Origin of the sequence: Endozoicomonas sp. G2_2 (assembly GCF_017744135.1) — a bacterium.
Taxonomy (GTDB): domain Bacteria; phylum Pseudomonadota; class Gammaproteobacteria; order Nevskiales; family Salinisphaeraceae; genus Salinisphaera.
Genome location: NZ_JAGHQU010000005.1, coordinates 202446 through 229089 on the forward strand (window position 1 = coordinate 202446; position 26644 = coordinate 229089).

General features: G+C 66.4%; 21 protein-coding genes. 17 read left to right on the forward strand and 4 right to left on the reverse strand.

Annotated elements, in window-relative coordinates; translation table 11 throughout:
- Positions 1-73 precede the first annotated feature (73 nt).
- Together J7355_RS08080 and J7355_RS08085 are read right to left on the reverse strand one after the other, a co-directional pair.
- Positions 74-1339, reverse strand: a complete 1266-nt coding sequence (locus J7355_RS08080) for a HAMP domain-containing sensor histidine kinase (RefSeq protein WP_209061532.1) — start codon at positions 1337-1339, stop codon at positions 74-76.
- A 19-nt stretch (positions 1340-1358) separates the two neighbouring features.
- Positions 1359-2039, reverse strand: coding sequence for a response regulator transcription factor (locus J7355_RS08085; RefSeq protein WP_209061534.1), 681 nt, complete (start codon positions 2037-2039; stop codon positions 1359-1361).
- A gap of 172 nt (positions 2040-2211) precedes the next feature.
- Between J7355_RS08085 and J7355_RS08090 the strand changes: the two genes are divergently transcribed.
- From J7355_RS08090 to J7355_RS08100, 3 genes are all read left to right on the forward strand, one after another.
- Positions 2212-3033, forward strand: coding sequence for an HAD-IIB family hydrolase (locus J7355_RS08090; protein ID WP_209061536.1), 822 nt, complete (start codon positions 2212-2214; stop codon positions 3031-3033).
- 12 nt (positions 3034-3045) lie between these two features.
- A complete protein-coding gene (locus tag J7355_RS08095; RefSeq protein ID WP_209061537.1) occupies positions 3046-4278 on the forward strand; it encodes a glycosyl transferase in 1233 nt (410 codons plus the stop codon).
- Positions 4279-4416: 138 nt separating this feature from the next.
- Entirely contained in the window at positions 4417-5688 is a 1272-nt protein-coding gene (locus tag J7355_RS08100) for a GGDEF domain-containing protein (RefSeq protein WP_209061538.1), read from the forward strand.
- Between the two features lie 94 nt (positions 5689-5782).
- Here J7355_RS08100 and J7355_RS08105 read toward each other — a convergent pair whose 3' ends face one another.
- Positions 5783-7498 (reverse strand): sugar phosphorylase, encoded by a 1716-nt coding sequence (locus J7355_RS08105; RefSeq protein ID WP_209061539.1) that lies wholly within the window; start codon positions 7496-7498, stop codon positions 5783-5785.
- Between the two features lie 98 nt (positions 7499-7596).
- Here J7355_RS08105 and J7355_RS08110 point away from each other — a divergent pair, with 98 nt between their 5' ends.
- From J7355_RS08110 to J7355_RS08150, 9 genes are all read left to right on the forward strand, one after another.
- The gene (locus J7355_RS08110) at positions 7597-7998 is read left to right on the forward strand and encodes a GFA family protein (RefSeq protein WP_209061540.1); all 402 of its coding nucleotides are present in this window, start codon (positions 7597-7599) and stop codon (positions 7996-7998) included.
- A 36-nt stretch (positions 7999-8034) separates the two neighbouring features.
- A complete protein-coding gene (locus J7355_RS08115; RefSeq protein ID WP_209061541.1) occupies positions 8035-9447 on the forward strand; it encodes a DUF945 family protein in 1413 nt (470 codons plus the stop codon).
- A 92-nt stretch (positions 9448-9539) separates the two neighbouring features.
- Positions 9540-11453 (forward strand): tRNA uridine-5-carboxymethylaminomethyl(34) synthesis enzyme MnmG, encoded by a 1914-nt coding sequence (gene mnmG / locus J7355_RS08120; RefSeq protein WP_209061542.1) that lies wholly within the window; start codon positions 9540-9542, stop codon positions 11451-11453.
- 101 nt (positions 11454-11554) lie between these two features.
- Entirely contained in the window at positions 11555-13189 is a 1635-nt protein-coding gene (locus J7355_RS08125) for a peptide ABC transporter substrate-binding protein (protein WP_209061543.1), read from the forward strand.
- Between the two features lie 40 nt (positions 13190-13229).
- Positions 13230-14147, forward strand: a complete 918-nt coding sequence (gene oppB / locus J7355_RS08130) for an oligopeptide ABC transporter permease OppB (protein ID WP_209061544.1) — start codon at positions 13230-13232, stop codon at positions 14145-14147.
- Positions 14144-15037: an ABC transporter permease subunit gene (locus tag J7355_RS08135; protein WP_209061545.1), complete on the forward strand. Its 894-nt coding sequence runs from the start codon at positions 14144-14146 to the stop codon at positions 15035-15037. The genes oppB and J7355_RS08135 overlap by 4 nt, the downstream gene beginning before the upstream one ends.
- A 678-nt stretch (positions 15038-15715) precedes the next feature.
- On the forward strand, positions 15716-16015 hold the full coding sequence (locus tag J7355_RS08140) for a hypothetical protein (RefSeq protein ID WP_209061546.1): 300 nt from the start codon (positions 15716-15718) through the stop codon (positions 16013-16015).
- The gene (locus J7355_RS08145; protein WP_209061657.1) at positions 15991-16809 is read left to right on the forward strand and encodes an ABC transporter ATP-binding protein; all 819 of its coding nucleotides are present in this window, start codon (positions 15991-15993) and stop codon (positions 16807-16809) included. The genes J7355_RS08140 and J7355_RS08145 overlap by 25 nt, the downstream gene beginning before the upstream one ends.
- Positions 16806-18269, forward strand: coding sequence for a phospholipase D-like domain-containing protein (locus tag J7355_RS08150; RefSeq protein ID WP_209061547.1), 1464 nt, complete (start codon positions 16806-16808; stop codon positions 18267-18269). The genes J7355_RS08145 and J7355_RS08150 overlap by 4 nt, the downstream gene beginning before the upstream one ends.
- 33 nt (positions 18270-18302) lie before the next feature.
- On the opposite strand, the gene J7355_RS08155 is transcribed toward J7355_RS08150, so the two are convergent.
- Complete coding sequence (locus J7355_RS08155) at positions 18303-19136, reverse strand: endonuclease/exonuclease/phosphatase family protein (protein WP_348523009.1); 834 nt, start codon at positions 19134-19136, stop codon at positions 18303-18305.
- Between the two features lie 56 nt (positions 19137-19192).
- Here J7355_RS08155 and J7355_RS08160 point away from each other — a divergent pair, with 56 nt between their 5' ends.
- The 5 genes from J7355_RS08160 (at position 19193) to J7355_RS08180 (ending at position 26623) form a co-directional block, all read left to right on the forward strand.
- Entirely contained in the window at positions 19193-20203 is a 1011-nt protein-coding gene (locus tag J7355_RS08160) for a dipeptide ABC transporter ATP-binding protein (protein ID WP_209061548.1), read from the forward strand.
- A 33-nt stretch (positions 20204-20236) separates the two neighbouring features.
- The gene (locus J7355_RS08165; protein WP_209061550.1) at positions 20237-21439 is read left to right on the forward strand and encodes a hypothetical protein; all 1203 of its coding nucleotides are present in this window, start codon (positions 20237-20239) and stop codon (positions 21437-21439) included.
- Between the two features lie 66 nt (positions 21440-21505).
- Positions 21506-23275: an alkaline phosphatase D family protein gene (locus J7355_RS08170; protein WP_209061552.1), complete on the forward strand. Its 1770-nt coding sequence runs from the start codon at positions 21506-21508 to the stop codon at positions 23273-23275.
- A gap of 130 nt (positions 23276-23405) precedes the next feature.
- Positions 23406-24851 carry an alkaline phosphatase PhoX gene (locus J7355_RS08175; protein WP_247739856.1) on the forward strand — a complete coding sequence of 482 codons (1446 nt, stop codon included), beginning with the start codon at positions 23406-23408 and terminating at the stop codon, positions 24849-24851.
- The gene (locus J7355_RS08180) at positions 24848-26623 is read left to right on the forward strand and encodes an alkaline phosphatase D family protein (protein WP_209061554.1); all 1776 of its coding nucleotides are present in this window, start codon (positions 24848-24850) and stop codon (positions 26621-26623) included. Before J7355_RS08175 ends, J7355_RS08180 begins: the two co-directional genes overlap by 4 nt.
- The last annotated feature ends 21 nt before the right edge of the window (positions 26624-26644 follow it).

The following is a 26644-nucleotide window of genomic DNA, read 5'->3' on the forward strand; positions in this document are numbered from 1 at the left end:
CTACAAGCGTCGATGAGTGAATAGGATGAACGTCCGCCGTTGGCGGGATCGTCAATACGAAATCAAGATTTCGTTAACGCGCGGCCAGTCGCACCTCGATACGGGTGCCTTCGTTTTCCCGGCTGGTCAGGCGCAAAGGCCAGGCATAACGGTCGGCCACACGCTTGACCAGGTACAGCCCGAGCCCGAGTCCGGCGCCCTGGCCGTTGCGATAGCCGCGTTCGAACGCATGACGCAGCTGTTCACGGCCCATGCCGTTGCCGTCGTCGGACACGCTGAGTACGCCGTCGGCCAGCGTCACGCGTACCGTATCGCCGCCGTGGCGCAGGGCGTTGCGGAGCAGATTGCCGAACACGATCACCACCGCGATACGCGGCGCGGCCACGCGGCAGTCATCCAGAGCGGGCACCTGCAGGTGCTTGTTGCCGAGCAGGGGGCGATAGGCATCGATGACTTCGCTGACCACGGTGTGTGCGCGGCAATCGGGCTCCACGCCGTCGCTGCTGCGGTCTTCGTCGCGGGCCAGGAACAGCAGCGATTCGATCAGCTCGGCCATCTGTCGGGTCGCGCGCTCGATGCGGGTGAGCGGCGCACTGTGGGCGCCGGGCGCTTCCTGCTGCAGGACTTCGAGCGCGCCCTGGATCACGGCCAGCGGCGTACGCAGCTCGTGGCTGGCGTCTGCGGTGAAGCTGCGCTCGCGCTCGACGAAGCCGTCCAGCCGTTGCATGAAGCGATCGAACGCGCGCGCGATAACGCCAACTTCGAAGCCGTCGAAACGATCGGCGAGATCGCGCCCGGCCGCCTCCGGCTGAAGACTGGCGACATGGTCGGCCAGCTCGTTAATGGGCTTGAGGCTGATCCGGGCGATCCAGATGCCCAGCGGCAGCGCCAGCGCCACGACGACGATCGCCGCCACGATCAGCACGGTGCGAAACAGCGACTCGCGTTGTTCGATGGCGGTGACGTCGTAGGCCAGAAACGCCCGCTTGCCCTCGATGACGGTGGTCGCGACCCGATAGCTGCGGCCGTTGAAGGTGAGGTCCATGCCGGGGTGGTGTGCCGGCAGGCTGCGCAGCGGCACCGGCAGGCTGTCGAGCGCGTCCGCCTCGACCACGAAGGCCTTGATCGTGGCGGAGTTCGGCAGCGCGGCCTCGCCCTCGACGGCGTATTCGGTTTCCAGCTCGTTGACCTCGTGGGCGACGATACCGTCGAGCAGGTCGTCCTCGAGGCGTTCGTTGATCGCGAACAGCGCCATCACCATGAGCGTGGCCATCATCGCGACGAACAGGGCCAGCGCCGCCGTCACCCTGAACTGGAGACTGTCGAGCCGGCGTTTCATCGCGTCGCGCCGGGGCGGCTCATGCGGCGTCGGGCGCGATCAGTCGGTAGCCCATGGTCGGCACCGTATGCAGCAGCGGCGTATCGAACGGCTTGTCGATGGCGGCACGCAGGGCATGGATATGGGTGCGCAGCGCCTCGGAATCCGGCGGATGGTCGCCCCAGATCGCGGCCTCCAGCTCGGCGCGGCGCACCAGACGGGGCGAGGCGCGCATGAGCACTTCCAGCAGGCGCAGGGCGGTTGGGGTGAGGGTGATGCGCTGCTCGGCGCGCTCGGCCTGCCAGGTATCGAGATCGAGGACCAGGTCCGCCACGCGCAGTACGTGCTGACTGCGCCGCGGGCCGCGGCTGCCGATGGCGGTCAGCCGCGCGTCGAGCTCGAGCAACGAGAACGGCTTGATCAGATAATCGTCGGCGCCGGAGGCGAAACCGGCCAGCTTGTCGTCGATGGTGTCGCGCGCGGTCAGCATGAGAATCGGCGTCTGGCAGTCCACCTCCCCGCGCAGCCGTGCACACAGATCGATCCCGCCGATGCCGGGCAGCATGAGATCGAGCACGATCGCGTCGTACTCGTTGACCACGGCCAGATGCAGTCCGGTCACGCCGTCGGTGGCGCTGTCCATGATGTGATGGCGCGCCGACAGGAATTCGATGATGTTGGCGGCGAGGTCTTCATTGTCCTCGATCACGAGTATGCGCATGCGATCTCCCGTTGGGTGCAGGCGCGAGCCGACAGGCCGCAGGGGGCCCCCGGCAGAATAAAACGGGCTGTCATGAGGTTATTTTATCCGCATGTCGCGCGGGCCGGGGCGGCGCGGGTGTTCTACACTGCGGTTGAAACCATGTCCCCCGCTCGTTGTTCGATAGACACGCATGCCGCCACGCCGTTCCCCTGCCGTCGTATTCACGGATCTCGATGCGACCCTGCTCGATCACCACGACTACGACTGGTCGGCCGCCCGTGCGGGCATGGCACAACTGGCGGCACGCGATATTCCGCTCTGCATCATCACCAGCAAGACGGTGGCCGAGGTCGCCGCGCTGCGCGTCGCACTGGGCAATGGCCATCCCTTCGCGGTCGAAAACGGCGGCGCGGTCGCCGTGCCGCGCGGCTATTTCGAGGGCGCGGCCTGTGATGCCCACACGCCGGTGGATGTCACCACGCTCGGCGCGCCGCGCGAGGCGTTGACCGCGCTGGCCGCGACGCTGCGCGCGCAACACGGGTTTCGCTTCACCGGCTTTGCCGATATGGATGTGGATGACGTCGTGGCGGCCACCGGGCTCGATCGCGAGAGCGCCATGCGGGCACTCGAGCGCAGCGCCTCAGAGCCGCTGCTATGGCAGGACAGCGACACGGCACGCGAAGACTTCATGCAAGCCGTCGTCGCCGCCGGTTATGCCTGCCGCGAGGGCGGCCGCTTCGTGCACGTGCTCGGGCATGCCGACAAGGGCGACGCGCTCGCCTGGCTGCGCAGTCGCTACGGCGCGGCGCGCGGCCCGATTCTTGCTATAGCGATGGGCGACAGCGGCAACGATGCCGACATGCTCGCCGCTGCCGATATCGGCTACTGGGTGGCGCGACCCGACGGCTGCCATTACGCGGCGGCGGGCGGGTCGATCCGGCATGCCGACGGCATCGGCCCGGCCGGCTGGTCGGCCGCGATCGACGATCTGATCGCGCATCACGACATCTGACGAGGACAGGACATGGCGGATTTTCACCAGAACGGTCTGATCACGACCCTGCACCGACTGGGCGATCGCCCGATCGCCGCACTCGAAGCCGAGCTGCGGGCCTTCGGCCGGCGCCGGCCCATGTCGCTGATCCTGCCCTGCCTGTATTCGGAGCTGGAAGGCGATGCGTTGCCGAACATCGTCGAACAGATCGCCAAGGTCGACTATCTCGACGAGATCATCATCGGCCTCGATGCCGCGAACGCCGAGCAGTTCGCCCATGCGCACGCCTTCTTCAAGCAGTTGGGCCAGCCGCATCGCCTGCTCTGGAACGACGGTCCGCGGCTGCAGGCGCTCTACGATCAGCTGGATGCCGAGGGCCTGGCGCCGGAACGCCCGGGCAAGGGCGCGAACGTCTGGAACTGCATGGGCTATTTCCTCGCCTCGGGCCGGGGGCGCGTTCTGGCCATGCACGACTGCGATATCAAGACCTACGACCGCGATCTGCTCGCGCGCCTGTTCTACCCGATGGTGCACCCGAACTTCACCTACAAGTTCGCCAAGGGCTATTACGCGCGTATCGCCGAGGGCAACATCAACGGCCGGGTGGCGCGGTTGTTCGTGACCCCCCTGGTGCGCTCGCTGATGACCGTGGTCGGCGACATGGACTACCTGCGGTATATGGACAGCTTCCGCTATCCGTTGTCGGGCGAATGCGCGATGACCGCCTCGGTGGCCGAATCCATCCGCATTCCCAGCGACTGGGGCCTGGAGATCGGCATCCTCGCCGAGGTGCACCGCAACTACACGCCCAACGCCATCTGCCAGGTGGATATTGCCGACGCCTACGACCACAAGCACCAGCCGGTCTCCGACCACGAAGCGGATACCGGTCTGGCCAAGATGAGCGCGGATATCGCCAAGGCGCTCTACCGCAAGCTCGCGACCTATGGGGTGGTGCTCACGCCGGAGACCATCCGCACCATCAAGGCGGTGTATCTGCGCAACGCGCTGGACAGCGTGGAGCGCTTTTATTTCGATGCCCAGATCAATGGCCTCGCCTACGATCGCCACAAGGAAGAAAAGACCGTCGAGGTGTTCGTCGAGGCGATCATCAAGGCCGGCGAGCAGTACATCGCCAACCCCATGGAAGTGCCGTTCATGCCGACATGGAACCGGGTACGCGCTGCGTTTCCCGAATTTCTCGACCGCTTCCACGAGGCGGTGGAAGCCGACCACGCGCAGGCGGAGTCCGCGCACCGCTGACGCGCGCATTTTTTCGCTGGACGGTCGATGGCGGCCGGCCGGTAACGCCGTCAAATCAGGCCGCTGCGCAGCCGTTCAGCCTGAGCGCGGGCGCGCATGTTATCTAGACGCCCTTCACCTGTTTGCAGGATGACGAACATGCGCAGTTCGCGTGTCGACGCGTTGGCAGATGCCCGGGAGATCGAACAGGCGCAATCGGCGCCGGCGCTGATCGGGCTGATCCGGAAACAGCTCGTGCGCGGTTTCGCTTGGCTGCGTTTCGCCAGCGAACTCGAGCAGGCGTTTCGCGTCGATAACGACCGGGCCGCCCGGATCAACCGCATCGCCTTGCTGGTGATTGCCACGCTCGTGCTGCTGCTCAGCCCGTTGTTCGACATGGCCTATTTTGGCGTGCCGGCGTCGGCCGCCTTCTGGTCGCGGCTGCTGCTTGTCGGCGTGCTGGTACCGGTCACACTCGCGGCGCTGGTCTGGTGCCTGCGCCGCGGCGAGTCGCGGGCCACGGAGTTCGTCATCACCGGGCAGTTCGCGATCGTCACCGTGGGGCTGCTGGCCAATCACGTGATCCTCAACCGCTACAGCGCCGATTTTCCAATCGAGTTCGTGGGTGTCGGTTTCGTGGCCGTGGTCGCGCTCGGCCGGGTGCGCTCCTGGGTGATTCTGCCGGTGGGTACGGCGCTGTCGGTACTCACCTGCGTCACCGTGGCCGGGATCGTGAACGCGAGCCCGGCGGATTATTACCACCTGGCCGCGGCCGGCGTGCTCGCCCTGTTCGCGACCTATCTTCAATACGCGAGCGAGTACGTGTTGCGACGCAGCTGGCTCGACCGCCAGCTGCTGCAGCTGGTCGCGCGTCACGACGGCCTGACCGGGCTGCTCAATCGTCACGCGCTGGAGAGCGCGCTGGCCACCGCCCACGCCCATGCCGTGCGCGAACGCAATGACTACAGCCTGGCGATGATCGATATCGACAAGTTCGGCAGCTACAACAACCGCTACGGACACCCGGCCGGCGATGAGGCGCTGCGCCGGGTCGCCGAGGTGATCGAAACCCATGCGCGGCGACCGCTCGACGTCTGCGGTCGCTACGGCGGCGAGGAGTTCGTGACCTTCTGGATCGAAGGCCGGCCCAACGAGGCCGAAGAACACGCCGAAGCCCTGCGCGCCGCGGTCGAAGCGGCCGCGATAACGCACGAGACGTCCGACGTCGCGCCGGTGGTGACGATCAGTATCGGTCTCTGTCACGTCGAGCAACCCCAGAAACGGGATTCGCTGTCTGCCGTTTTCGCCACGGCCGATGCATTGCTTTACGACGCCAAGGCCGCGGGGCGCAACTGCGTGAAGGTCGGCCTTTTCGACCGCAGCGAAACCCGCGATGAAGAAACTGAAGAGACTAGGGAGGCGGCCGGTTGAGGGCGTTTCGTTGAGCGGGCGACTCGCGCGGTGTCGGCGTGCCCGGCCGCCCCGGTGTCGCTGGCAGCGCACAGCCGCTTTCGAATTCGCGCACTCAATCGCTGATCCAGGCCACCTCATACGGTGCGAGGGTGATCGAGCGTGTTGACCCGCTGATGCCCTGGGCGGCGACCACGTTGCGGCGTATCCGGGCATCCGGCAGTACGTGGGCGGCGACCTTGACCGGTCGGTCGGTGACGTTGTGCAGGGCCAGCAGCGTCTGCCCGAAGCCGCGCCGCTGCAGGGCGAACAGCTGCGGGCCGAGATCGACCACCGTCTGCGCGGCTTCGGGGTGCAGCGCCGGCTGGCGCGCGCGCACGGCCAGCAGATGCTTGAGACGCGAGAAAACCTGCGCGTGGTGGGTATTGCCGCCGAGATGGTATTCCAGTTCGCCCACATCCCAGCGGCGCCGGTTGATGGTGCGATAGCGCCCGCTTTCCTCCACCCGGGACAGATCGTTATGGGTGCCCGTGAGACTGTGGAAATACAGCGCCGGAATACCGGCCAGCGCCATCGCGATCGCCTGACTGCACACGAAGCGATCCATATGCACCGGCGTGTCGCGCTCGGCGACATCGGCGAGCAGGTCGTAATAGGCGATGTTGAGTTCGTAGGGCTTGTGCGACCCATCCGATACCGCGCGGGTGGACACGAAGCCGCCGCGTTCGCGCACGGTCTCGACCAGGCGTTCGATCGCCTCGGCTTCCAGGATCGACTCCACCGCGCGCAGGCCGATGCCGTCGTGGCTGGCGGTGAAGTTGAGGAAATGACAGCCGGTCGGCAGCGAAGGCAGGTTATGCGCCCAGCCGGTCAGCGTCCGGGCGTCGCCGCTGAGCAGGGCGTCGGCGACCAGCGGCGGCAGCGCGAACTGGTAGGCCACATGGGCCTCGTCGCCGTCGACAAGATAGGAGATGTTCTCCACATGCGGCACGTTGGTCTCGGTGATCAGCTGTACGCCCGGCGCGTAGTGGGCGAGCAGGGCGCGCAGGAACTTGATCAGGCGGTGGGTCTGCGGCAGGTGGATACACGGCCCGCCGATGTCCTTCCACAGGAATGCCACCGCATCCAGGCGCAGCAGCCGCGCACCGCGCGCGACATATTCGAAGATGATGTCGATGAATTCCGACAGGACCTTCGGATTGGCAAAATCCAGGTCGATCTGATCCTCGGAGAAAGTGGCCCACAGGTGACGCGTGCCGCGGGCGGTGGCCACCTCGGCGAGCAGCGGCGTGCTGCGCGGGCGCACCACGGCACGCAGATCGGTGCCGGGCTCCACCTCGATGAAATAGTCGCGCCCGGGGTCGGCGTCGCCGAGATAGTTGGCGAACCACTGGCCCTTGCGCGAGGCATGGTTGAGCACGAGATCGAACATCAGCGGGTGGTCGTCGCCGAGCGCGGCCACGTCGTCCCAGTCGCCAAGTTTCGTATCCACCGCCCGGTAGTCCATCACCGAAAAGCCGTCGTCCGAACTGTGCGGATAGAAGGGCAGGATATGGATCGCCGCGATCGAATCGGCCAGATGCTTGGCCATGAACGCCTTGAGCGTGGCCAGCGGCGCCTCGCCGGGGCGCTGGACGATATCGCCATAGGTGATCATCACGTTGAACGACTGGTCGATTACCGTCTCGGCGGCGACCGGCAGGCCGTGACGGATCGCCGCATCTGCGGCGCCGTCCACGCAGCGCGCGGCATCGTCCGCGCCGTAGAGCGGGTCGAGCCAGTCGATCAGGGACGCGCGTGGTGCCCGCGTCGGGCTGCTTGCATCAGGCATGCCTAAGCGTCAAACAAGAGTTGTGCCAGCATGCATTATGCCGGCGTCCCACCTATGATTGTGCTTCCAGATCCCACGATCGGCAGGAAGGATTGATCATGATCACGGGCGGTTGTCTGTGCGGCGGCGTGCGCTACGCAATCCACGCCGCGGTCGACGAGATCCAGCTCTGCCACTGCCGCAGTTGCCGCAAGGCGCAGGGCGGGCCGCTAGCGAGCAACGTCCCGGTTGCCACGCGCGATTTCGAACTCATCGACGGCGCCGAGCGGCTGCGTGATTACGAGTCCTCCCCGGGCAAGCACCGGCTGTTCTGCAGCGTTTGTGGTTCGCCGATCATCAGCCGCCACGACGATCGCCCCGAGGCGGTGCGCGTACGCGCCGGCACGCTCGACGGCGACCCGGGGGCGCGTCCGGTTTCGCAGGCGTATGTCGGCGAGGCCGCGCCCTGGTGGACGGTGGACGAGGATCTGCCTTGCCATGTCGGCCCGCGGCCGGCGTGACGCCATGCCATTCTTACGACCGCGAGTACGCTCCACATGATTCGCAAGACGCTGCTGCTCGGTCTGCTGGTGCTCGTCGCCCTGGCGGCGGCCGCGCCGGCGCTGGTGGGGTTCTATCTCGAGCGTGAATTCGACGACGTGATCGCGCGCTTCGAGCGCCCCGGCCTGACCCGGGTGGTGAGTAGCGACTTCGAGCGCGGCTGGTTTTCGTCGCAGGCGCGTCTGCGTCTCGAGCTCGACGACGCCCTCTGCGAGACCCGGCCCTGTGCCGGGGTGATGCTCGACACCACGGTGCATCACGGGCCGATCCCGTTTGGTGCGCCGGTCGATCCGGACGCGGGCTTCAGGCCAAGTCTGGGTGTGGCGATCACGCGGATGGACCCGGCGGCGCTGTGGCCGCGGCTGGTCTTCGACCCGGCGTTGGCGCCGCTGCGGATCGTCACCCGTGTGGGCTTCGAGGGTAGCGCCCGCTCCACGCTTCGGATCGAGGGCAACAGCGTCGACATCTCGCGTGAGCGCCGCCTTGCGCATGTCGATTCGGCGCCGGTTACGGCCCGGGCCACCGTGCCGCTCGGCGCCGGTGCGATCGAGGCCGGGGTGGACGCGCCGCAGTTTCGCATCGTCGGCGAAAACGGCGGCCAGTTGGCCTGGCGTGCTCTCCAGGCCCGTCTTGGCCAGCCGGAGCAGAGCGGCAACGCCACCCGCGCCGGCGGCGTGCTCCGTGCCGAGTCGCTGCGCATCGCAGACGGGCTCGGGCTTTCTGCGCTGCTGCAGTCGCTGTCCTGGCAGTGGCAGCCGCTGCCGGCTACCCAGGAGCGCGTGAGTGGCCGGCTCGACGGGCGCATCTCGCGCGCGGTTATCAACAACGGTGAATACGGGCCGCTGATGCTGGGCGCCGAGGTTCGGGATATCGATCCCGACGCCTGGCGTGCGCTGTTCGATCAACTCGGCCTGCTGCGCGACGTGGAAACCGGCGCGCTCGATCCCGATGCCCGGGCCACGCTCTACGGCGAGACGCTGCCGGCGCTGCTTTCGGGGGCGCCGCGTATCGATATCCAGCGCCTGGTGCTGACCACGCCGCAGGGCGAGGTGCGGGCAAGCCTGCGTATCGACGCGCCCGAACAGATGCGAGAGGCGCGTCTGCTGGCGGACGTGATCTCGCAGTTGGATGTGGATTTCCAGGCCCGGCTGCCCGCAGGGCTGGCGCGCGACCTCACGGTGCAGGTCATGCTCGCCAGCGGGCGTTCGCCCTACGATATCGAGGAAAGCGATATCGACGCCGCACTGGCCGAGCTGGTGGCCGAAAACCTTATCGAGTCGGTCGACGAGGGCGCCGCCTATCGCCTGCGTCTGACGATCGAGTCGGGGCGTTTGACCCTCAACGGGCGCAACCAGATCGGCTGGCAGGCGATGGTCGATCAGTTCGAGGCGGCCCGGGAGCGGCTGTAGTCGAAGCATTCGAGCCGTTATACTGCGCGGTTCAGCAAGCAATACGGTATACCGCGTCACGCCGCGGTATCTCCCGCTCAGCAGGTGCGCACATGAGCAGTCAGACGCAATTCGACGTCATCGTTGTCGGCGGCGGCCACGCCGGGACCGAGGCCGCGACCGCGGCCGCCCGCATGGGCGCGCGTACGCTGCTGCTCACCGACAATATCGAAACCATCGGCCAGATGTCGTGCAACCCGGCGATCGGCGGCATTGGCAAGGGGCATCTGGTGCGCGAGATCGATGCGCTGGGCGGCGTCATGGGCCGCGCCGCGGATCGCGGCGGCATTCAGTTTCGCACCCTCAACGCGCGGAAGGGCCCGGCCGTGCGCGCCACCCGTGCCCAGGCCGATCGCGCGCTCTACAAGGCCGCAGTACGTTCGATGGTCGAGAACCAGCCGAATCTTCATCTGTTCCAGCAGTCGGTGGCTGATCTGGTGGTCGAGAACGGCCGGGTCGCCGGTGTCGAGACGGCCATGGGGCTGACCTTTCATGCGCCCACCGTCGTGCTCACCGTGGGCACCTTTCTTGGCGGCACGATCCATGTCGGCCACAAGCGCTTTGGCGGCGGCCGCGCGGGCGACGCGCCATCGAACGCGCTGTCCGAGCGTCTGCGCGCGCTGGATCTGCCGGTGGGGCGGCTCAAGACCGGTACGCCGCCACGGATCGACGCCAAGAGCATCGATTATTCCCAGCTCGCCGAGCAGCCGGGCGATACGCCCGCACCCGTATTTTCGTTCATGGGGCGGCGCGCCGAGCATCCGCGCCAGGTGAGCTGTCATATCACCTACACCAACGATCGCACTCATCAGATCATCCGCGACAACATCGGCGAGTCGGCGATGTATTCCGGTCAGATCGACTCGGTCGGCCCGCGCTATTGCCCGTCGATCGAGGACAAGGTGGTGCGCTTCGCCGACAAGGAATCGCACCAGATCTTCATCGAGCCGGAGGGGCTGACCGCTGCCGAGGTGTATCCCAACGGCATCTCGACCAGCCTGTCGTTCGAGACCCAGCTGCAGGTGGTGCGCTCGATCGCCGGCTTCGAGACCGCGCATATCACGCGCCCCGGCTATGCCATCGAGTACGACTATTTCGACCCGCGGGCGCTGAACTACACGCTGGAAACCAGGGCGATCGGCGGGCTGTATTTCGCCGGCCAGATCAACGGCACGACCGGTTATGAAGAAGCCGCGGCCCAGGGGCTGCTTGCGGGCATCAACGCGGCCCGCGCGGCGACAGATCGCGCGCCCTGGTGGCCGGGCCGCCATGAGGCCTATCTCGGCGTGCTCGTGGACGACCTGATCACGCGCGGCACGATCGAGCCCTATCGCATGTTCACCTCGCGCGCGGAGCATCGCCTGCTGCTGCGCGAGGACAATGCCGATACCCGGCTGACGCCGATCGGTCGCGAACTCGGACTGGTTGGTGACGACCGCCTGGCCGTGTTCGAAGCACGTCGTGAAGCCGTCGCCGCCGAGCAGGCGCGGCTGGCGAAGATCACGGTCAAGCCGGCCGATCTTGGCGCCGACCACGGCGCGGCCTGGTTGGGCAATGGGCTCAAGCAGGCGCTACCGGCCGCCGAGTTGCTCAAGCGCCCGGGTGTATCCCATGCCCAGGTGGCGGCGATCGAAACCGTCGGCGCGCCGGCGCTGGCGCATCTCGACGCGGAAGATGCCGAGGCCGTGGGCGAGCAGGTCGAAATCCAGGCCCGCTATGCCGGCTATATCGATCGCCAGCAGGCCGAGATCGAGAAGACCAAGGCCCACGAGGCGACTGCGCTTCCTCGAGAGATGGACTATGCGGCGGTCTCCGGCTTGTCGAACGAACTCCGGGGCAAGCTCGAGGATGTCCGCCCGGCCACCCTCGGTCAGGCGTCGCGAATTCCGGGCATGACCCCGGCCGCGATCTCGTTGCTGCTCGTGCATCTGAAGAAAACCGGAGCGCCGCTACAGAAAAGCGCCTGATCACGGTGTTCCTGCGCGCCCGGCGCGTAGCGCCAGGGCATTCGAACAGCGCGTCTTTCGTGTAGTCTGAGCGCGCATCCCAAGCTGGTTATTGTCTGCGCATGCTGTCTCGTCGAATCCTGCTTTGCCTGCTGTTTCTCTGCGTCGGTCTGACGGCCTGCAGCAGCGACAAATCCGAGCAATTCCCGGTCAAGAACACGCCGGAAATTCACGACGACGGCAGCACCACCCTGCGTCGCGGCAATGGTGCGGAGCCGGAAAGCCTGGACCCGCACCAGGCGCGTAGCGTGCCCGCGGCCAATGTGCTTCGCGATCTCTATGCCGGGCTGGTGCAGATCGCGCCGGACGGCGAGATCGTGCCGGCAGACGCCGAATCCTGGGAGGTTGGCGAGCAGAAGCTGGTCTATACCTTCACGCTGCGCGATAACGCGCGTTGGTCGAACGGCGAGCCGCTCACGGCCCAGGACTATGTCTACAGCCTGCGGCGCAGTGTCGATCCCGTCACCGGTTCGCCGTATGCCCAGCTGCATACGCCGATCGTCAACGCCAACGACATCATCCAGGGCGACAAGCCGCCGGAAAGTCTCGGCGTACGCGCGCTCGACGACAAGACGCTCGAAATCACGCTGAAATCGCCGACGCCGTATTTCCTGGGCACGCTGGCGCACAGCATCAGCTATCCCGTGTATCGCCCCGCTGTCGAGGCCCACTGCGCGGCTTTTCCGCAGCCGGGCAACGCGGTCACCAACGGTGCCTACAAGATGGCAAGCTGGCGGGTGAACTCGATGATCGGCCTCGAGCGCAACACCGAATACTGGGACGACGCCAACACCGCCATCGACCGGGTCGAGTTCTACCCGATCACCAACGGCAATTCCGCGCTGTCGCGCTACCAGGCCGGCGAGCTGGACTGGGCGACCAAGGTCCCCATCTCGCAGTATGACGCGATCGAGAAATACATTCCCGCGCAGCTGCATACCCAGCCCACGCTCGGCGTCTACTACTACGGTCTGAACCTGCGGCGCCCGCCGTTCAAGGATGCGCCCGAGCTGCGCCATGCGCTGTCGATGGCGATCGACCGGCGCGTGATCGTCGACAAGATCACCCGCGGCGACGAGATCCCTGCCTATGGCTGGATTCCGCCGGTGGTCGAAGGCTACGACGGCGCCAAGTTCGAGTGGACCACGCTGTCGGATGCCGACCGCAACGCCAAGGCGCGCGAACTCTATGAAAAGGCCGGCTATTCCGAGGACAAGCCGCTCGAGGTCGAGATTCGCTACAACAGCGGCGAGGGCAACAAGAAGATCGCTTCGGTGATCGCGTCGATGTGGCGCAGCGTGCTCGGCGCGGATGTCACCCTGCGCAACGAGGAATGGAAAGTCTTTCTCGACAGCGTGCGCCAGGGCGCGACTACCGAGGCCTACCGGTTGGCCTGGATCGGCGACTACAACGACCCGAATACCTTCTTCGAGCTCATGAACTCGAAGTTCGGCCTCAACGGCACCGGCTATGCGAGCGCCGAATACGACCGCCTGCAGGAGAAACAGGCGCATATGCCGGACGGGCCAGAACGCAACAAGGTGATGAAGCAGGCAGAGGCCACGCTGCTGGCCGACAGCCCCGTGATCCCGATCTATTTCTATGTCAGCAAGTATCTGATCAAGGACTATGTGAAGGGCTTCGAGGGCAACCCGCTCGACGCGTACTACAGCAAGGATCTGTCGATCGAGCCGTGAGCGGCTCGGTGATCGACATGCGCGACAGGCACGGTTGATCATGCTGTCCTATGCGCTGCGCCGGCTGCTCGGCGCGTTTCCCACGCTACTCATTTTGCTCACGCTGGCGTTCGTGATGATGCGCGCCGCGCCCGGTGGTCCGTTCGATGCCGATCGCGAGCTGCCGGCGCAGGTCAAGGCCAATCTCGAGGCCAAGTACCATCTCGACGAGCCGCTCTATCAGCAGTACGGCCGTTACCTCTGGGATGTGGCCCATTTCGATTTCGGCCCGTCGTTCCAGTATCGCGATATCACCGTCAACGACCTTATCGCCTCCGGCTTTCCCGTTTCGCTCAAGCTCGGCGGTGCATCGCTCGCCTTCGCGCTGCTGTTCGGCGTGCCGCTGGGCATGGTCGCGGCGCTGCGCCAGAACCGGCCGGCGGATTACGCCGCGATGACCACGGCCATGCTCGGCATCTCGATTCCTAACTTCGTCCTCGCCCCGCTCATGATCCTGCTGTTCGCGGTCTATAACGACTGGCTGCCGGCCGGCGGCCTGGGCGGCTGGCAGAACTACGTGATGCCGGTGCTCGCGCTTGGTACGGCGATGATGGCCTATGTGGCGCGCCTGTCGCGGGCCTCCACCATTGAGGTCATGCGCTCGAACTATGTGCGCACGGCGCGCGCCAAGGGCCTGTCCGCGCGGCGCGTGGTCTGGGTGCATGCCTTGCCCGCCGCGCTCACGCCGGTGGTGTCGTTTCTCGGCCCGGCCGCGGCCGGCATCATCACCGGGTCGGTGGTCATCGAGACCATCTTCGGCATTCCCGGGCTGGGCCAGTTCTTCGTGCAGGGCGCGCTCAATCGCGACTACACACTGGTGATGGGCGTGGTGCTGTTCTACGGCATGCTCATCGTCGCCTTCAATCTGGTCGTGGACCTGCTCTATGGCTGGCTTGACCCGCGGGTGAGCTACTCGTGAGCAGCCGCGCCGATGAAATAGAGATCGCGAGCGCGCCCGAAAAGGGGCGCAGCCTGTTTTCCGACGCATTGCTGCGCCTGCGCGCCAACCGCGCTGCACTCGCCTCGTTGGGCCTGCTGGGCTTCATCGTGGTCGCGGTGGTGGTCGGGCCGTGGCTGTCGCCGCACGATTACTTCACCCAGAACTACGGGGCGATCTGGGTGCCGCCGACGATGACCGAAAGCCACTGGTTCGGTACCGACGGTCTCGGCCGTGACCTGTTCGTGCGGGCGCTGGAAGGCGGGCGCATCTCGCTGCTCATCGGCCTGGTCGCCACGCTGGTGAGTCTGGTGATCGGCGTGGCCTACGGCGCCACGGCCGGCTATGCCGGCGGGCGCGTGGACGGCGTGATGATGCGCATCGTCGATATTCTCTATGCGATGCCGTTCCTGTTCTTCGTGATCCTGTTGATGGTGTTCTTTGGCCGCAACATCCTGCTGATCTTCGTGGCCATCGGCGCGATCAACTGGCTGGATATGGCGCGCATCGTGCGCGGCCAGACGCTTGCCCTGAAACAGCAGCCGTTCATCGAGGCCGCACGCATGTCCGGGGCCTCACCGTTCGCGATCGTGCTGCGGCATATCGTGCCCAACCTGCTCGGCGTTGTGGCGGTGTATATCACCCTCACCATTCCGCAGGTGATCCTGTTCGAATCGTTCCTGAGTTTTCTCGGGCTCGGCGTGCAGGAACCGGCCACCTCTTGGGGCGCGCTGATCAAGGATGGCGCCGATGAGATGGGGCGCGCGCCCTGGCTTTTGATCGTGCCGGCGGTTTTTCTGGCCGTGACGCTGTTCTGTTTCAACTTCATCGGTGATGGTTTGCGGGATGCGCTTGATCCGAAGGATCGGTGACTGCCTGAGCGTGTTGCCGCGCTAAAATCTGTCGGCCTTCGATAGCGACTCACTTTGAAGTGCTGGGCTGACGTAGCCTGCAATCAAGAGTGTTGGATCAACGGTGGAGGTGGATTTTTACTTGGGGTTTCGCGCTGCTGCGCGAGTCACTTTTATTTGCTTGCCCAAATAAAAGTAACCAAAACAAAAGGCACCCTGTCTTGCGCCGATGCTACGCATCGGTGCCCTCCCATCGCGGTCCGCAAGCGGGACGGCCGGAAACTCGCTGCGCTCAAACATCCGGCCGTCTTGATCCGCTTGCGGTCCGCGCTGCTCGGCGCTGCGCCCAAGGGGACCGAATACAGACAAAGACCGGCTCGCTATCGCTTCGCCATGAAGATCGCTAAGCGAGCTTCCTCGGACAACGCCGAAGGCGAGTCCGACCGGAACGTAACAAAACACCGCAACTTCGACTTGGTAGCTGTTCCCACGCTGTTGCTAGGCAGGCCGCGCCTGTATTCGGGCCCCGTGTGGCGCGACGAGAAGCGCAGGACCGAAGGGTGTCCGGCGCACGGCGCCGGTGCGGCCAGCTGTTTGAGGATCGCCAAAGCTATCCGAGCCTAGTTAACTGACTAGGGCTGCATCCCTTCGGACCGAGCATCGCAGTGCACCGGCGCTCCGCGCCGGCGCGTAACCCGGGTGTCCTTTTCCTTTGCTTACTTTCTTTTGGACAAGCAAAAGAAAGTGAGTCGCACAACAGTGCGAAACCCCAAGCCGGAATTCACCCGCGCCGTTGATTTAGAAAACCCAGTTTTCGCCGCCGCAGCTTTTAATAAGCGCTCGACAGAAGCCATAGATTCTCGTGAAACAGCGCTGATCTTCGCCAACTGTGGCGAGTTCACCGAGGCGGTAAAACTCAACAGGGCAGGCACGGCTGGCCCGTTCGAAGCAGCGGTTGCCTTACACTGGGCGCCATGCTGCTCGATGTCCGCGATCTGAAAGTAAGCTTCGACACGCCCGACGGCGTGGTTGAGGCGGTACGAGGTCTGGATCTGCAGCTGGCGGCCGGCGAAGCGGTCGGCATCGTCGGCGAATCCGGTTCGGGCAAGAGCCAGAGCGTACTCGCGCTCATGGGCCTGCTGGCCGACAACGCGCGGGTGACCGGCAGCGCGCGATTGGAAACGCCGACCGGGCCGGTGGAATTGATCGGCGCCAAGCGCCGCGTGCTGGAGCGCATCCGCGGTGCGCGTATCGCGATGATCTTCCAGGACCCGATGACCACGCTCAACCCGCATCTGCGTATTGCCACCCAGATGACCGAGGTGCTCAAGCGCCACCGGGGTCTGAAAGGTAAGGCCGCGACGGCGGCGGCGATCGAGATGCTGGAAGCCGTGCGTATTCCCGACGCGTCGCGACGGATCCGCTACTACCCGCACCAGTTCTCGGGCGGCATGCGCCAGCGCGTGATGATCGCCATGTCGCTGGCCTGCGAGCCCGACATTCTGGTGGCCGACGAGCCGACCACCGCGCTCGACGTCACCGTGCAGGCCGATATCCTCGACCTCATGGCCGAACTGCGTACGCGCACGAATACCGCGCTGCTGCTGATCACCCACGATCTCGGTGTGGTTGCCGGTCAGACCGAGCGCGTACTGGTCATGCGCAATGGCGAAGTGGTCGAGCGCGGCGCGATCGATACGCTGTTCGCCGACCCGCAACACGACTACACGCGGCGGTTGCTGGCGGCCGTGCCGCGGCTGGAAACGCCGCGGGACGTGGCCTCGGGCCAATGAACCTGCCGGACTATCTGACCGCGCCGGAGCTGGTCTCTCTGCTGCGGTTCTGGGCAACCGTGCTGTTGCTGGTGGGCACCGCGCTGGTGGCGAGCGTACACGCGCTGCTCACGCGCGAAACCCCGGCGAGCGCTTTCGGCTGGATCGGCGTGTCGATACTGTTCCCGCCGGTTGGGCCCTTGCTCTACTACATGTTCGGCGTCAATCGCGTGCGTATTCGTGCGCGGCGTCTGGACCGGCAATCGCGCCACGGCCTGGGTGCACGCCAGCCCGGCGCGTACGCGGAACTGCGCGACTACAGCGATATTCTGGACCGGCGTCGTCTCGGCCTCGCCGCCGCAGGCGACCGGCTGTCCGCCTGGCCGGTGGTGGCCGGCAACGCCGTGGACATGCTTCATAACGGCGAGCAGGCCTATCCGCCGATGCTGGAGGCGATCGAAAAAGCCCGGCGTTTCGTCTATCTGACCACTTATATCTTCGAGACCAACAAGGTCGGCAAGCGCTTCATAAACGCACTCGGGCGCGCTGCCGAGCGTGGTGTGGACGTGCGCGTGCTCATCGACGGCGTGGGCGAGTACTACGCCTGGCCGGGTCGGCGCGCGGTGGCACTGCTCAAGCGACAGAACGTGCAGGCCGCGCGTTTTCTGCCGCCGCGGCTATTGCCACCGTCGCTGCGTATCAACCTGCGCAATCATCGCAAGATTCTGGTCACGGATGCCGGGGTGGCCTTCACTGGCGGCATGAATATCGGCGATCGGCATTTCTATGCCGACGGGCGCGGCGTCGAGGACATGCATTTTCGTTTCGCCGGCCCGATCGTGCGCCAGATCGAGGCCGTGTTTCTGTCTGATTGGGCGTTTGCGACCGGTCGCCAGACCGGCGTCAGCCGCGGCGAGATCGCGGCCTCCGGCAGCGCGGCCTGTCGCAGTATCGAAAACGGGCCGACCCGCGACACCGAACGCCTGGCCACGCTGGTGCAGACCGCCATCGCCAGCGCCCGCCGGCGGGTGCTGATCATGACGCCGTATTTCCTGCCCGGCCCGGCCCTGATCGGCGCGCTGCAGTCGGCGGCGTTGCGCGGGCTGGACGTGCAGATCGTGCTGCCGTCGAAGAACAACCTGCCGTTCGTGGAATGGGCCTCGCGCCACGCGCTGGGCGAACTGATGCTGCGCGGGGTGAAGATCGTCTACCGGCCGCCGCCGTTCGCGCACACCAAGCTGCTGGTGCTCGACGACGACTATGCGCTGGTCGGTTCGCCCAATCTCGACCCGCGGAGTCTGCGTCTGAATTTCGAGCTGGCGGTAGAGATCTTCGATACGAGCGGTGTCGAGGCGCTGGCGACGCATATCCAGGGCATCGCCGAGCGCAGCCGCGCCTACACGCTCGCCGACCTGCGGCGCCGGCGCTGGCCGGCGCGCGTGCGTGATTCGATCTTCTGGCTGTTTTCGTCGTATTTCTGACGCGTTGCGGGCGCGACCCGGGCCCCTCGCTCTCTAGCCTTGACGGCCGTGATGGGCGCTTTCCAGCGCCTGCTGCAGCGCTGTCGGCAGTTCCACGGTCATGTGCAGCGGCAGGTGATCGGAGAGCACCGTGTCGATCGCCCGTGCGTCGCGAATCGCGAGGCTGGGCGAGGTGAGGATATGGTCGATGCCGCGCCGCGGTCGCCAGCTCGGAAAGGTGGGCAGCGGCCGGTCGTAGACGTGTAGGCCGCTGGCCGCCAGCGCCGGGTCCGCGATCAGCGCGTGGGCGGTGCAGTTGGTGTCGCCCATGACGACGACGTGTTCGTCTTTCGCCACCAGATCACAGATTGCGGCCAGCTGGCGCGCACGGCTGCCCGCGCCCAGCGCCAGATGCGTGACCACCACCGCCAGGCTGTCGCTGGGGGTGCCGAAACGCGCGATCAGCGCGCCGCGGCCGGGCAGGCGCCCGGGCAGCTTGTGCTCGCTCACCGCAAACGGGGTGAAGCGGCTGATCAGGCCGAGGCCGTGCTGGGCCACGCGCCCGAGATTGCGGTTGACCTGGACCCGCCAGTATTCGAAGCCCGCCTGTTCGGCGAGGTGTTCGATCTGGTTGCGATACTGGCTGCGCCGGCTGCCGGCGTCGATTTCCTGCAGGCCGATGATGTCGTGGCCGACCAGTAGTTCGCCGATGCGGTCGAGATTGTCGCGCACCTGCTGGCTGGGCAGCACATGGCGCCAGCCGCGGGTGACGTACTCGCGATAGCGCTTGGTGCCGACGCCGACCTGCATGTTGAAGCTGAGCAGGGACAGACGCGGCCTGTCGCGACTGGGGTGACGCAGGGCGCCGGGAGCGTTGGGCGAATTCACGGCTTCAGCGTACCATCGTTACCGGACTTAGTAGGTGCCGTACGGGCGGCTTGCCGATGAACGAAACGCTTCTGCACGCGCAGGATCTCAAGGTGCATTTTCCGCTGAGTGCCGGTTGGCCGTGGCAGGACGCGGGCGTTCTCAAGGCGGTGGACGGCGTCAGTCTGGCGCTGCAGCCCGGGCGCACCCTGGGGCTGGTCGGCGAGTCCGGCTGCGGCAAATCGACCCTGGCGCGGGCGCTGACCGGTATGGTGCCGATCACAGCGGGCGATCTCGTGTTCGACGGCCGCCGCGTCGAGCACCGGAAACCGACAACCTGGAAATCACTGCGCCGCGACGTGCAGATGATTTTCCAGGACCCGCTGGCCAGTCTCGACCCGCGCATGACCGTGGGTCAGATCGTGGCCGAGCCGCTGCGCCATCTCAGACCCGAGCTGTCGCGGTCCGAGCGCAACCGGCGCGTGCGGGACATGATCGAACGCGTCGGCCTGTCGCAGGCACAGATCAACCGCTACCCGCACGAATTCTCCGGCGGCCAGTGTCAGCGTATCGGCATCGCCCGCGCGCTGGTGGTCGAGCCGAAAGTGCTCATTTGTGACGAGCCGGTTTCAGCGCTGGATGTCTCGATCCAGGCCCGGATCGTCGAACTGCTGCAAGAACTGCAAGCGGAGTTCGGCATTGCGATCCTGTTTATCGCCCACGATCTCGCCGTGGTCCGACAGATCAGCGACGAAGTGATGGTCATGTATCTCGGCCGGGTGATGGAGCAGGCCGAGGGCGACGCCCTGTTCGACGTGCCGGCCCACCCCTATACCCGCGCGCTGCTGTCGGCGGTACCGCGCCCCGACCCCGCACTCGAGCGCGCGCGTCGTCGTATCGCGTTGCCGGGCGAGCTGCCGTCGCCGGCGAATCCGCCGTCCGGCTGTGTCTTTCGCACGCGTTGCCCGTGGGCGCAGGCGGACTGCGCGGCCCAGGTGCCGGCGCTGCGCGCGTTCGGCGAGGCCGGCCGCGTGGCCTGCCTGCATGCGGAGGCCGTGGCCGAGCAGAGCATCGCCGCGGTGTCTTGAATCGCGATGCCGGGCCGCTGGAGTCTGCGTGCATTGGGCGTTGCCGTCGTGCTGGCCGCGTTCACGATCCTCGTGTTCGCCGGCTGGCGCGCCGCGCTCGACCGCTACGCGGGCGCGTGGACCCATCAACCCGAAGATGCCGCCTGGGTGCTGCCGGACACCGCGCAGACCCTGGTCGAGCAGAGTTTTGCCGACCTCGACGGCGCCGTGGTCGACCAGCATGTGGATCTCATCACCGACGGCCAGCTCGCGTCTGCCGCGGTCGGGGGCGGGGCGCAGGCGGATGTCCGGGCGTCGCCGTCCGGGTCACCGATCGCCTGGGCCCGGCGGCGGGCGGTGCGCCATGCCGCCGGCATGGGCGACGGCGTGTTCGCCGATGCAGAGTACATGTCGCGTCTGCTGCGCCAGATGGCGGCGATGCCCGGTGATTATCGCGCCCGGCTTTTCGCCCGCGACGCGGTCTACGACGACCAGGGCCGGCTTGCGGCGGCCGCGACCACGGATTTCGTCGCCAACGCTGTGGTGGTCCGGCTTGCCGAGCGCGCGCCTGATCGACTGGTGCCCGTGGTTTCGGTGCATCCGGCGCGTGATGACGCCGTGCAGGCGCTGGCCCACTGGGCCGAGCGGGGCGTGAAGCACGTCAGCTGGCTGCCCGTCGCCCAGCGTATCGATCTCGACGGCGCCGCCGCGAACGCGGCCTATGCCGCGATGGCCGAACACGGCATGACGCTGCATACGCGCGTCGGCCGATGGAAAAGCGCCGCCGGGCACGAGGACACGATCGATCCGGCCGCGCTCAAGCCGGCGCTCGATGCCGGCCTGGAGGTGAGCGTTGCGATCGGCGACGTGGATGCGGGGGCGGATATCGACGTGATGGCCTCCCTGTTCAGCCTGCTGCGTCAGCCGGCCTACAACGCGCGGCTGCGCATCGACCTCGGTGGCGTGCTGAAGGCCGGCCGACTCGCCGACGTGCTCACCCCGTTGCTGCAACATCCGCAGTTCTTCGATCGCATGCGCTATGCCAGCGCGTATCCCGATCCGGCCCTGGCGCATGCGATCGATCCGGCACGCCTGGCGGATCACGACTTCCTCGACCCTGCGCTGGTCGAGCCGCTGCGCGCGATCTACGACGTGAATCCGTTGCTGTTCGCGCTGGTCACGCTGCGCCATGTGCGGCTGCCGACGACGGGGCTGCATTTTCCCGCGTCGGTCTTCACACAGGAAAGCGGGTCATGAAGGCTTAACAGCGGCGATCGAACCTGACCCGACCATCCTTCGTTATCGGGTCAGGGGAGATACGCCATGGGTCAGCCGGACAGCAAGCGTGGCAACGCCTGGGCGCCACAGTCGCGTCGATCGTTTCTGCGCCGCGCGGGATTTGCGGGGAGCGCGGCCCTTTCGCTCGTCGGTCTGTCGGCCTGCAGCGACGACGGCAAGTCGCGCACGCGGCGCACGCCGGGCAGCAGTGTCGACGTGTTCGCCCACGGCGTGGCCAGTGGTGACCCGCTGGCCGATCGCGTGATGCTCTGGAGCCGCGTCACGCCCGCTGCCGAGGGCGATGTCAGCGTCAACTGGACGTTGTCCGAGTCGCCCGACATGAGCGACGTACTGCGCAGTGGCACCGTTGTGACCGGCGCGGCGCGCGACTACACGGTCAAGGTCGATGCCACCGGCCTGGCCGCTGGGCGGACGTACTACTACCGCTTCGAGGCCCTGGGCGAGACCTCGCCCATCGGGCGGACCCGAACGCTGCCGGCGGCCGGCGTGGATCGGCTGCGCATCGCGGTGCTGTCCTGCTCGAACTACCCGTTCGGCTTCTTCAATGTCTATGCGCGGGTCGCGGCGCGCGCGGACCTCGATCTGGTGCTGCATCTGGGCGATTACATCTACGAATATCCCGGTCGCGGCGTGTCGGCCGAAGAAAACCCCGACGAGTACGGCGACGGCCGCCCGCTGGGGCGTGCGCCGGAGCCGCCCTACGAAATCGTGACGCTCGAGGACTACCGCACCCGCCACGCCTGCTACAAGACCGACCCGGACCTGCAGGAAGTCCATCGCCAGCATCCGATGATCGCGGTCTGGGACGATCACGAATCGACCAACAACAGCTGGCGCGACGGTGCACAGAACCACGACTCCGATAGCGGTGAAGGTGCGTGGCGCGAGCGCGAGGCGGTCTCCATCCAGGCTTATTACGAGTGGCTGCCGATCCGCGAGGTGGCGGCGGACAACCCCGAACGCATCTACCGCGGCTTCGACCTCGGCGACCTGGTGTCGCTGTCGATGCTCGACACGCGCCTGATCGGTCGCGATGAACAGCTGGCGCCGAACGTCGAGCAGGGTTTCACCGACACCGGCGCCTATGCCGACGCCGGGCGTACGCTCATCGATGCCGCGCAGCGTGACTGGCTGAGCGAGCGCCTGAACAACGGCAACGCGACCTGGCATCTGCTCGGTCAGCAGGTGATGTTCGGCCAGCTCAAGATTCTGGGCGCGCCGAACGCCAGCAATACCGACAATTCGGGCGGCCAGGGCGGCGTGTTCCTGAACCCCGATCAATGGGACGGCTATCCGCGGGCCCGCGAGGCGATCTGGGACATTATCCGCGGCGGGCAGGCCGCGCCCAATGTCGCGATCGACAACGTGGTGGTGCTGACCGGCGATATCCATACCTCCTGGGCGATGGATATCACCGAGGATCCGAACAATCCGGGCACCTACGACCCGGATACCGGCATGGGGTCGATGGGCGTGGAGTTCGTCACCACGTCCGTGACCTCGCCGGGCAGCGATGCCGAACCGGCCGCGATCATGAGCCAGAACCCGCACATGAAGTATGTGGAGCTGGCCAGCCGCGGGTATCTTCTGCTCGATATCACGCCGGCGCGTATGCAGGCGGAATGGTGGTATGTCGACGACATCGAAAGCCGCAACGACACGGAACGATTCGCCGCGGCCTGGCAGGTGCGTGCCGGCGAGAACCACGTGGTCGCGGCCGATGCCGCCAGCACGCCGAAGGGTGAGGCGCCGCTGCCGGCGCCGGCAGCCAGCCGTGCGGTCGGCGGTCGCTAGGCCGTTATAAGCGGCGTTCCGGGTCCGCTATTTCGGCATCGATTTAAGGAAAAGATGTCATTTCACAGTAGCGTCATATGGGCGGGCTAGTTTTTCCCGGACAAGACTTCGATTCGGTACGGGGGAAATCATGGTCAAGCTCGTTGCGGCACGGCCGCACGATCCGGCGCGTCGTCGTTTGTTGCTGCAAAGTCTCAGCGGTGCCGGTCTGTTGGTTACCGGAAGCCTGCTCAGCGGCTGCAGCGATGGCGATGCCGCGGTCAACCTGGGGAACGGGGGCACGAGCAGTGGCTCGGACGGCGGCGGCACGGTGCGCCCGTCCATGCCGGACGGCGGGTCGTCGCCCTCGCCGATCAGCCAGCTCGGCGCGCTCGGCGAGCCGGACGCCAACGGGTTGCGACTGCCCGAAGGCTTCACGTCGCGGGTGATCGCGCGCGCGGGCGAGGCGCCCTATGGCGGCTCTCCCTATCGGTGGCACATCTTTCCCGACGGCGGCGCGACGTATGCGCTCGAGGACGGCGGCTGGGTCTATGTCTCGAACAGCGAGTTCATTCCCGGCGGTGTCGGCGCACTGCGTTTCGACGCCGCCGGCGAGATCGTCGATGCCTACGCGATTCAGACCGGCACCATTCTCAACTGTGCCGGCGGGCCCACGCCCTGGGGCACCTGGCTGACCTGCGAGGAATACGAGGGCGGCCATGTGTTCGAGTGCGATCCGCGGGGCAATGGATCGACCGCGTATCTGTCCAACATCAAGCGCGCGCTGGGCACCTTCAACCACGAAGCCGCGGCTATCGACCCGGTCAACGGCATCGTCTATCTCACCGAAGACGATGCCGACGGTGGCTTCTATCGGTTTGTCTGCGATGCCTATCCGTCGCTGGACAGCGGCACGCTGCAGATTGCCGAAGTCGTGGGCGACGACCCCATGACCCGGCGGCCGGTCATCTGGCACGACGTGCCGCAGCCGAACCCGCAGCTGGCCGTGGTCAACGAGGCCACGCTCGCCGCCAATGAGGCGCTGCGCGAGATTCCCGGTCTGGGCGAGGCGATCGCCAACGGGCTGGAAAACGTCAATCTCGTGGTCGGCACGCCGACCCGGCAGCAGGTCGAGGCGGCCACGCCGTTCGATGGCGGCGAGGGCATCTGGTATCACGAGGCCATCGTGTTCTTCACCACCAAGGGCGACAACCGCGTCTGGGCCTACGACACCACGACCGACTCGATCGAAATCATCTACGACGACGATCTGTTCGAGGACGCGATCCTCACCGGTGTGGACAACGTCACCATCTCCCCGCTGGGCGATATCCTGGTCGCCGAGGACGGCGGCGACATGCAGATCGTGGCGATCACGCCCGAGCGCGAGGTGCTGCCGGTGGTGCAGGTCGTTAACCAGGACGGCTCCGAGATCACCGGGCCGGCGTTTTCGCCCGACGGACGGCGCCTGTACTTCTCCAGTCAGCGTGGTAACGCCGCGGCCGGCGACCAGGCAGCCTCCGACGGCGGGCAGGGCATCACCTACGAGATTGCCGGCGTGGGCGACAGGCGCTTCTTCACGCCGGCGGCCTCGTGAGCCCGCCGCGCGATCCGAAAGCCTATTCGCCGTCGCGGCGCGGTTTCCTGCGCCGCGTGGGCATGGCCGGCTCGACGCTGGCGGCCACGCCCTGGCTGGCCGCCTGTAGTGACGATACGGCTGTCGCATTCGCGCCTGCACCCGAAGACGGTCGCGATCCTGCCGAGCAGACGCCGGACACGGCGCCGGAAACCGCGGACGTCGCGGTGCGTTTCGAGCACGGCGTGGCCAGCGGCGATCCGCTGCCGGACGCGGTCATGCTCTGGACCCGCGTCACTCCGGCCGCGCCCACGACATTGCCCGTTGCGGGTCGCTATGTCGTCGCCCGGGATGCCGGCATGGCCGATATCGTGGTCGCGGGCGACTTTCTGACTGACGCCGATCGTGATTTCACGGTGAAGATCGACTGCGCGGGCCTCGACGCCGGCCAGACTTACTATTACGGCTTCGTGGTGAACGGCGTGCGGTCGCCCATCGGTCGCACGCGCACCGCGCCGATCGGCCCGGTCGATCGTCTGCGTATCGCCTTTACGTCCTGCTCGCAGTACACCGACGGCTATTTCAACGTCTACGGCGCGATCGCCAGGCGCGACGATCTGGATGTCGTGCTGCATCTGGGCGACTACATTTACGAGTACGGCAGTGCAGGCATCGACGGGCGCGATCACGAGCCCGCCCGCGAAATCGTTTCGCTGGCCGACTATCGACAGCGGCATGCCCAGTACAAGCGGGATCCGGACCTGCAGGCCCTGCATGCCGCACACCCGATGATCGTGGTCTGGGACGATCACGAATCGACCAACGACAGTTGGGCCAACGGGGCAGACAATCACCAGCCGGATACGGAAGGCGACTGGGCGTCGCGCAAGGCGCGGGCGATCCGTGCCTATTACGAGTGGCTGCCGATCGGGGCCGTGGACCCCGATCGTCCCGAGCGCATCTATCGCCGCTTCGCCTACGGCGACCTGGTCGACCTGATCATGCTCGACACGCGTCTGGTCGGCCGTGATCAGCAGGCGTCGAGCCCGGCGGATGCCGCCACGATCGGCGATGAAAGCCGCACGATGCTGGGTTTCGAACAGGAGGCCTGGCTCAACGGCGCGCTCGCCCGTTCGACGGCGCAATGGAAGCTGCTGGGGCAGCAGGTGATGTTCATGCCGCTACGGCTGGGCCTGCCGCGGCTGCTGGAACTCGATCTGCTGCCGTCGCTGAACGAAAAGCTGTCACTGCTTACCGACGGCGGCGTTGCGATCAATGTCGATCAGTGGGACGGTTATCCGGCAGCACGCGATCGCATCATCGATCAGCTGCGTATTCAGGGGCTCGACGATGTCGTCGTACTGGCGGGCGATATCCATACCGCCTGGGCACAGGACGTGACCGAAGACCCGAACAATCCGCTGGTCTACAACCCGGTCACGGGCGAGGGCTCGCGCGCGGTGGAGTTCGTCAGCCCGTCGGTGACGTCGAGCGGCCTGCCGGAGCTGCAGCCGGTGCGCGACAGTATTCGCCTGCTCAACCCGCACATGAAATACGTGGATCTCGAGAATCACGGCTATGTGCTGCTCGATATCACGCCGCAGCGGCTACAGGGCGAATTCTGGTATGTCGATACCGTTCTCGCGCGCAACAGCGACGAACGGCGGGCGGCCGCGTTCGCCACGGACGCGGGGGCCAACCGTCTGCGGGCGGTCGATGTGCCGGACGCCGAAGCCGGCGCCGGCGCGGCCAGCAGCCGACTGCCGCCCGTACCGGCAGCGGACGCCGGCTGACGGCGCCGCCGAAGACCGGCC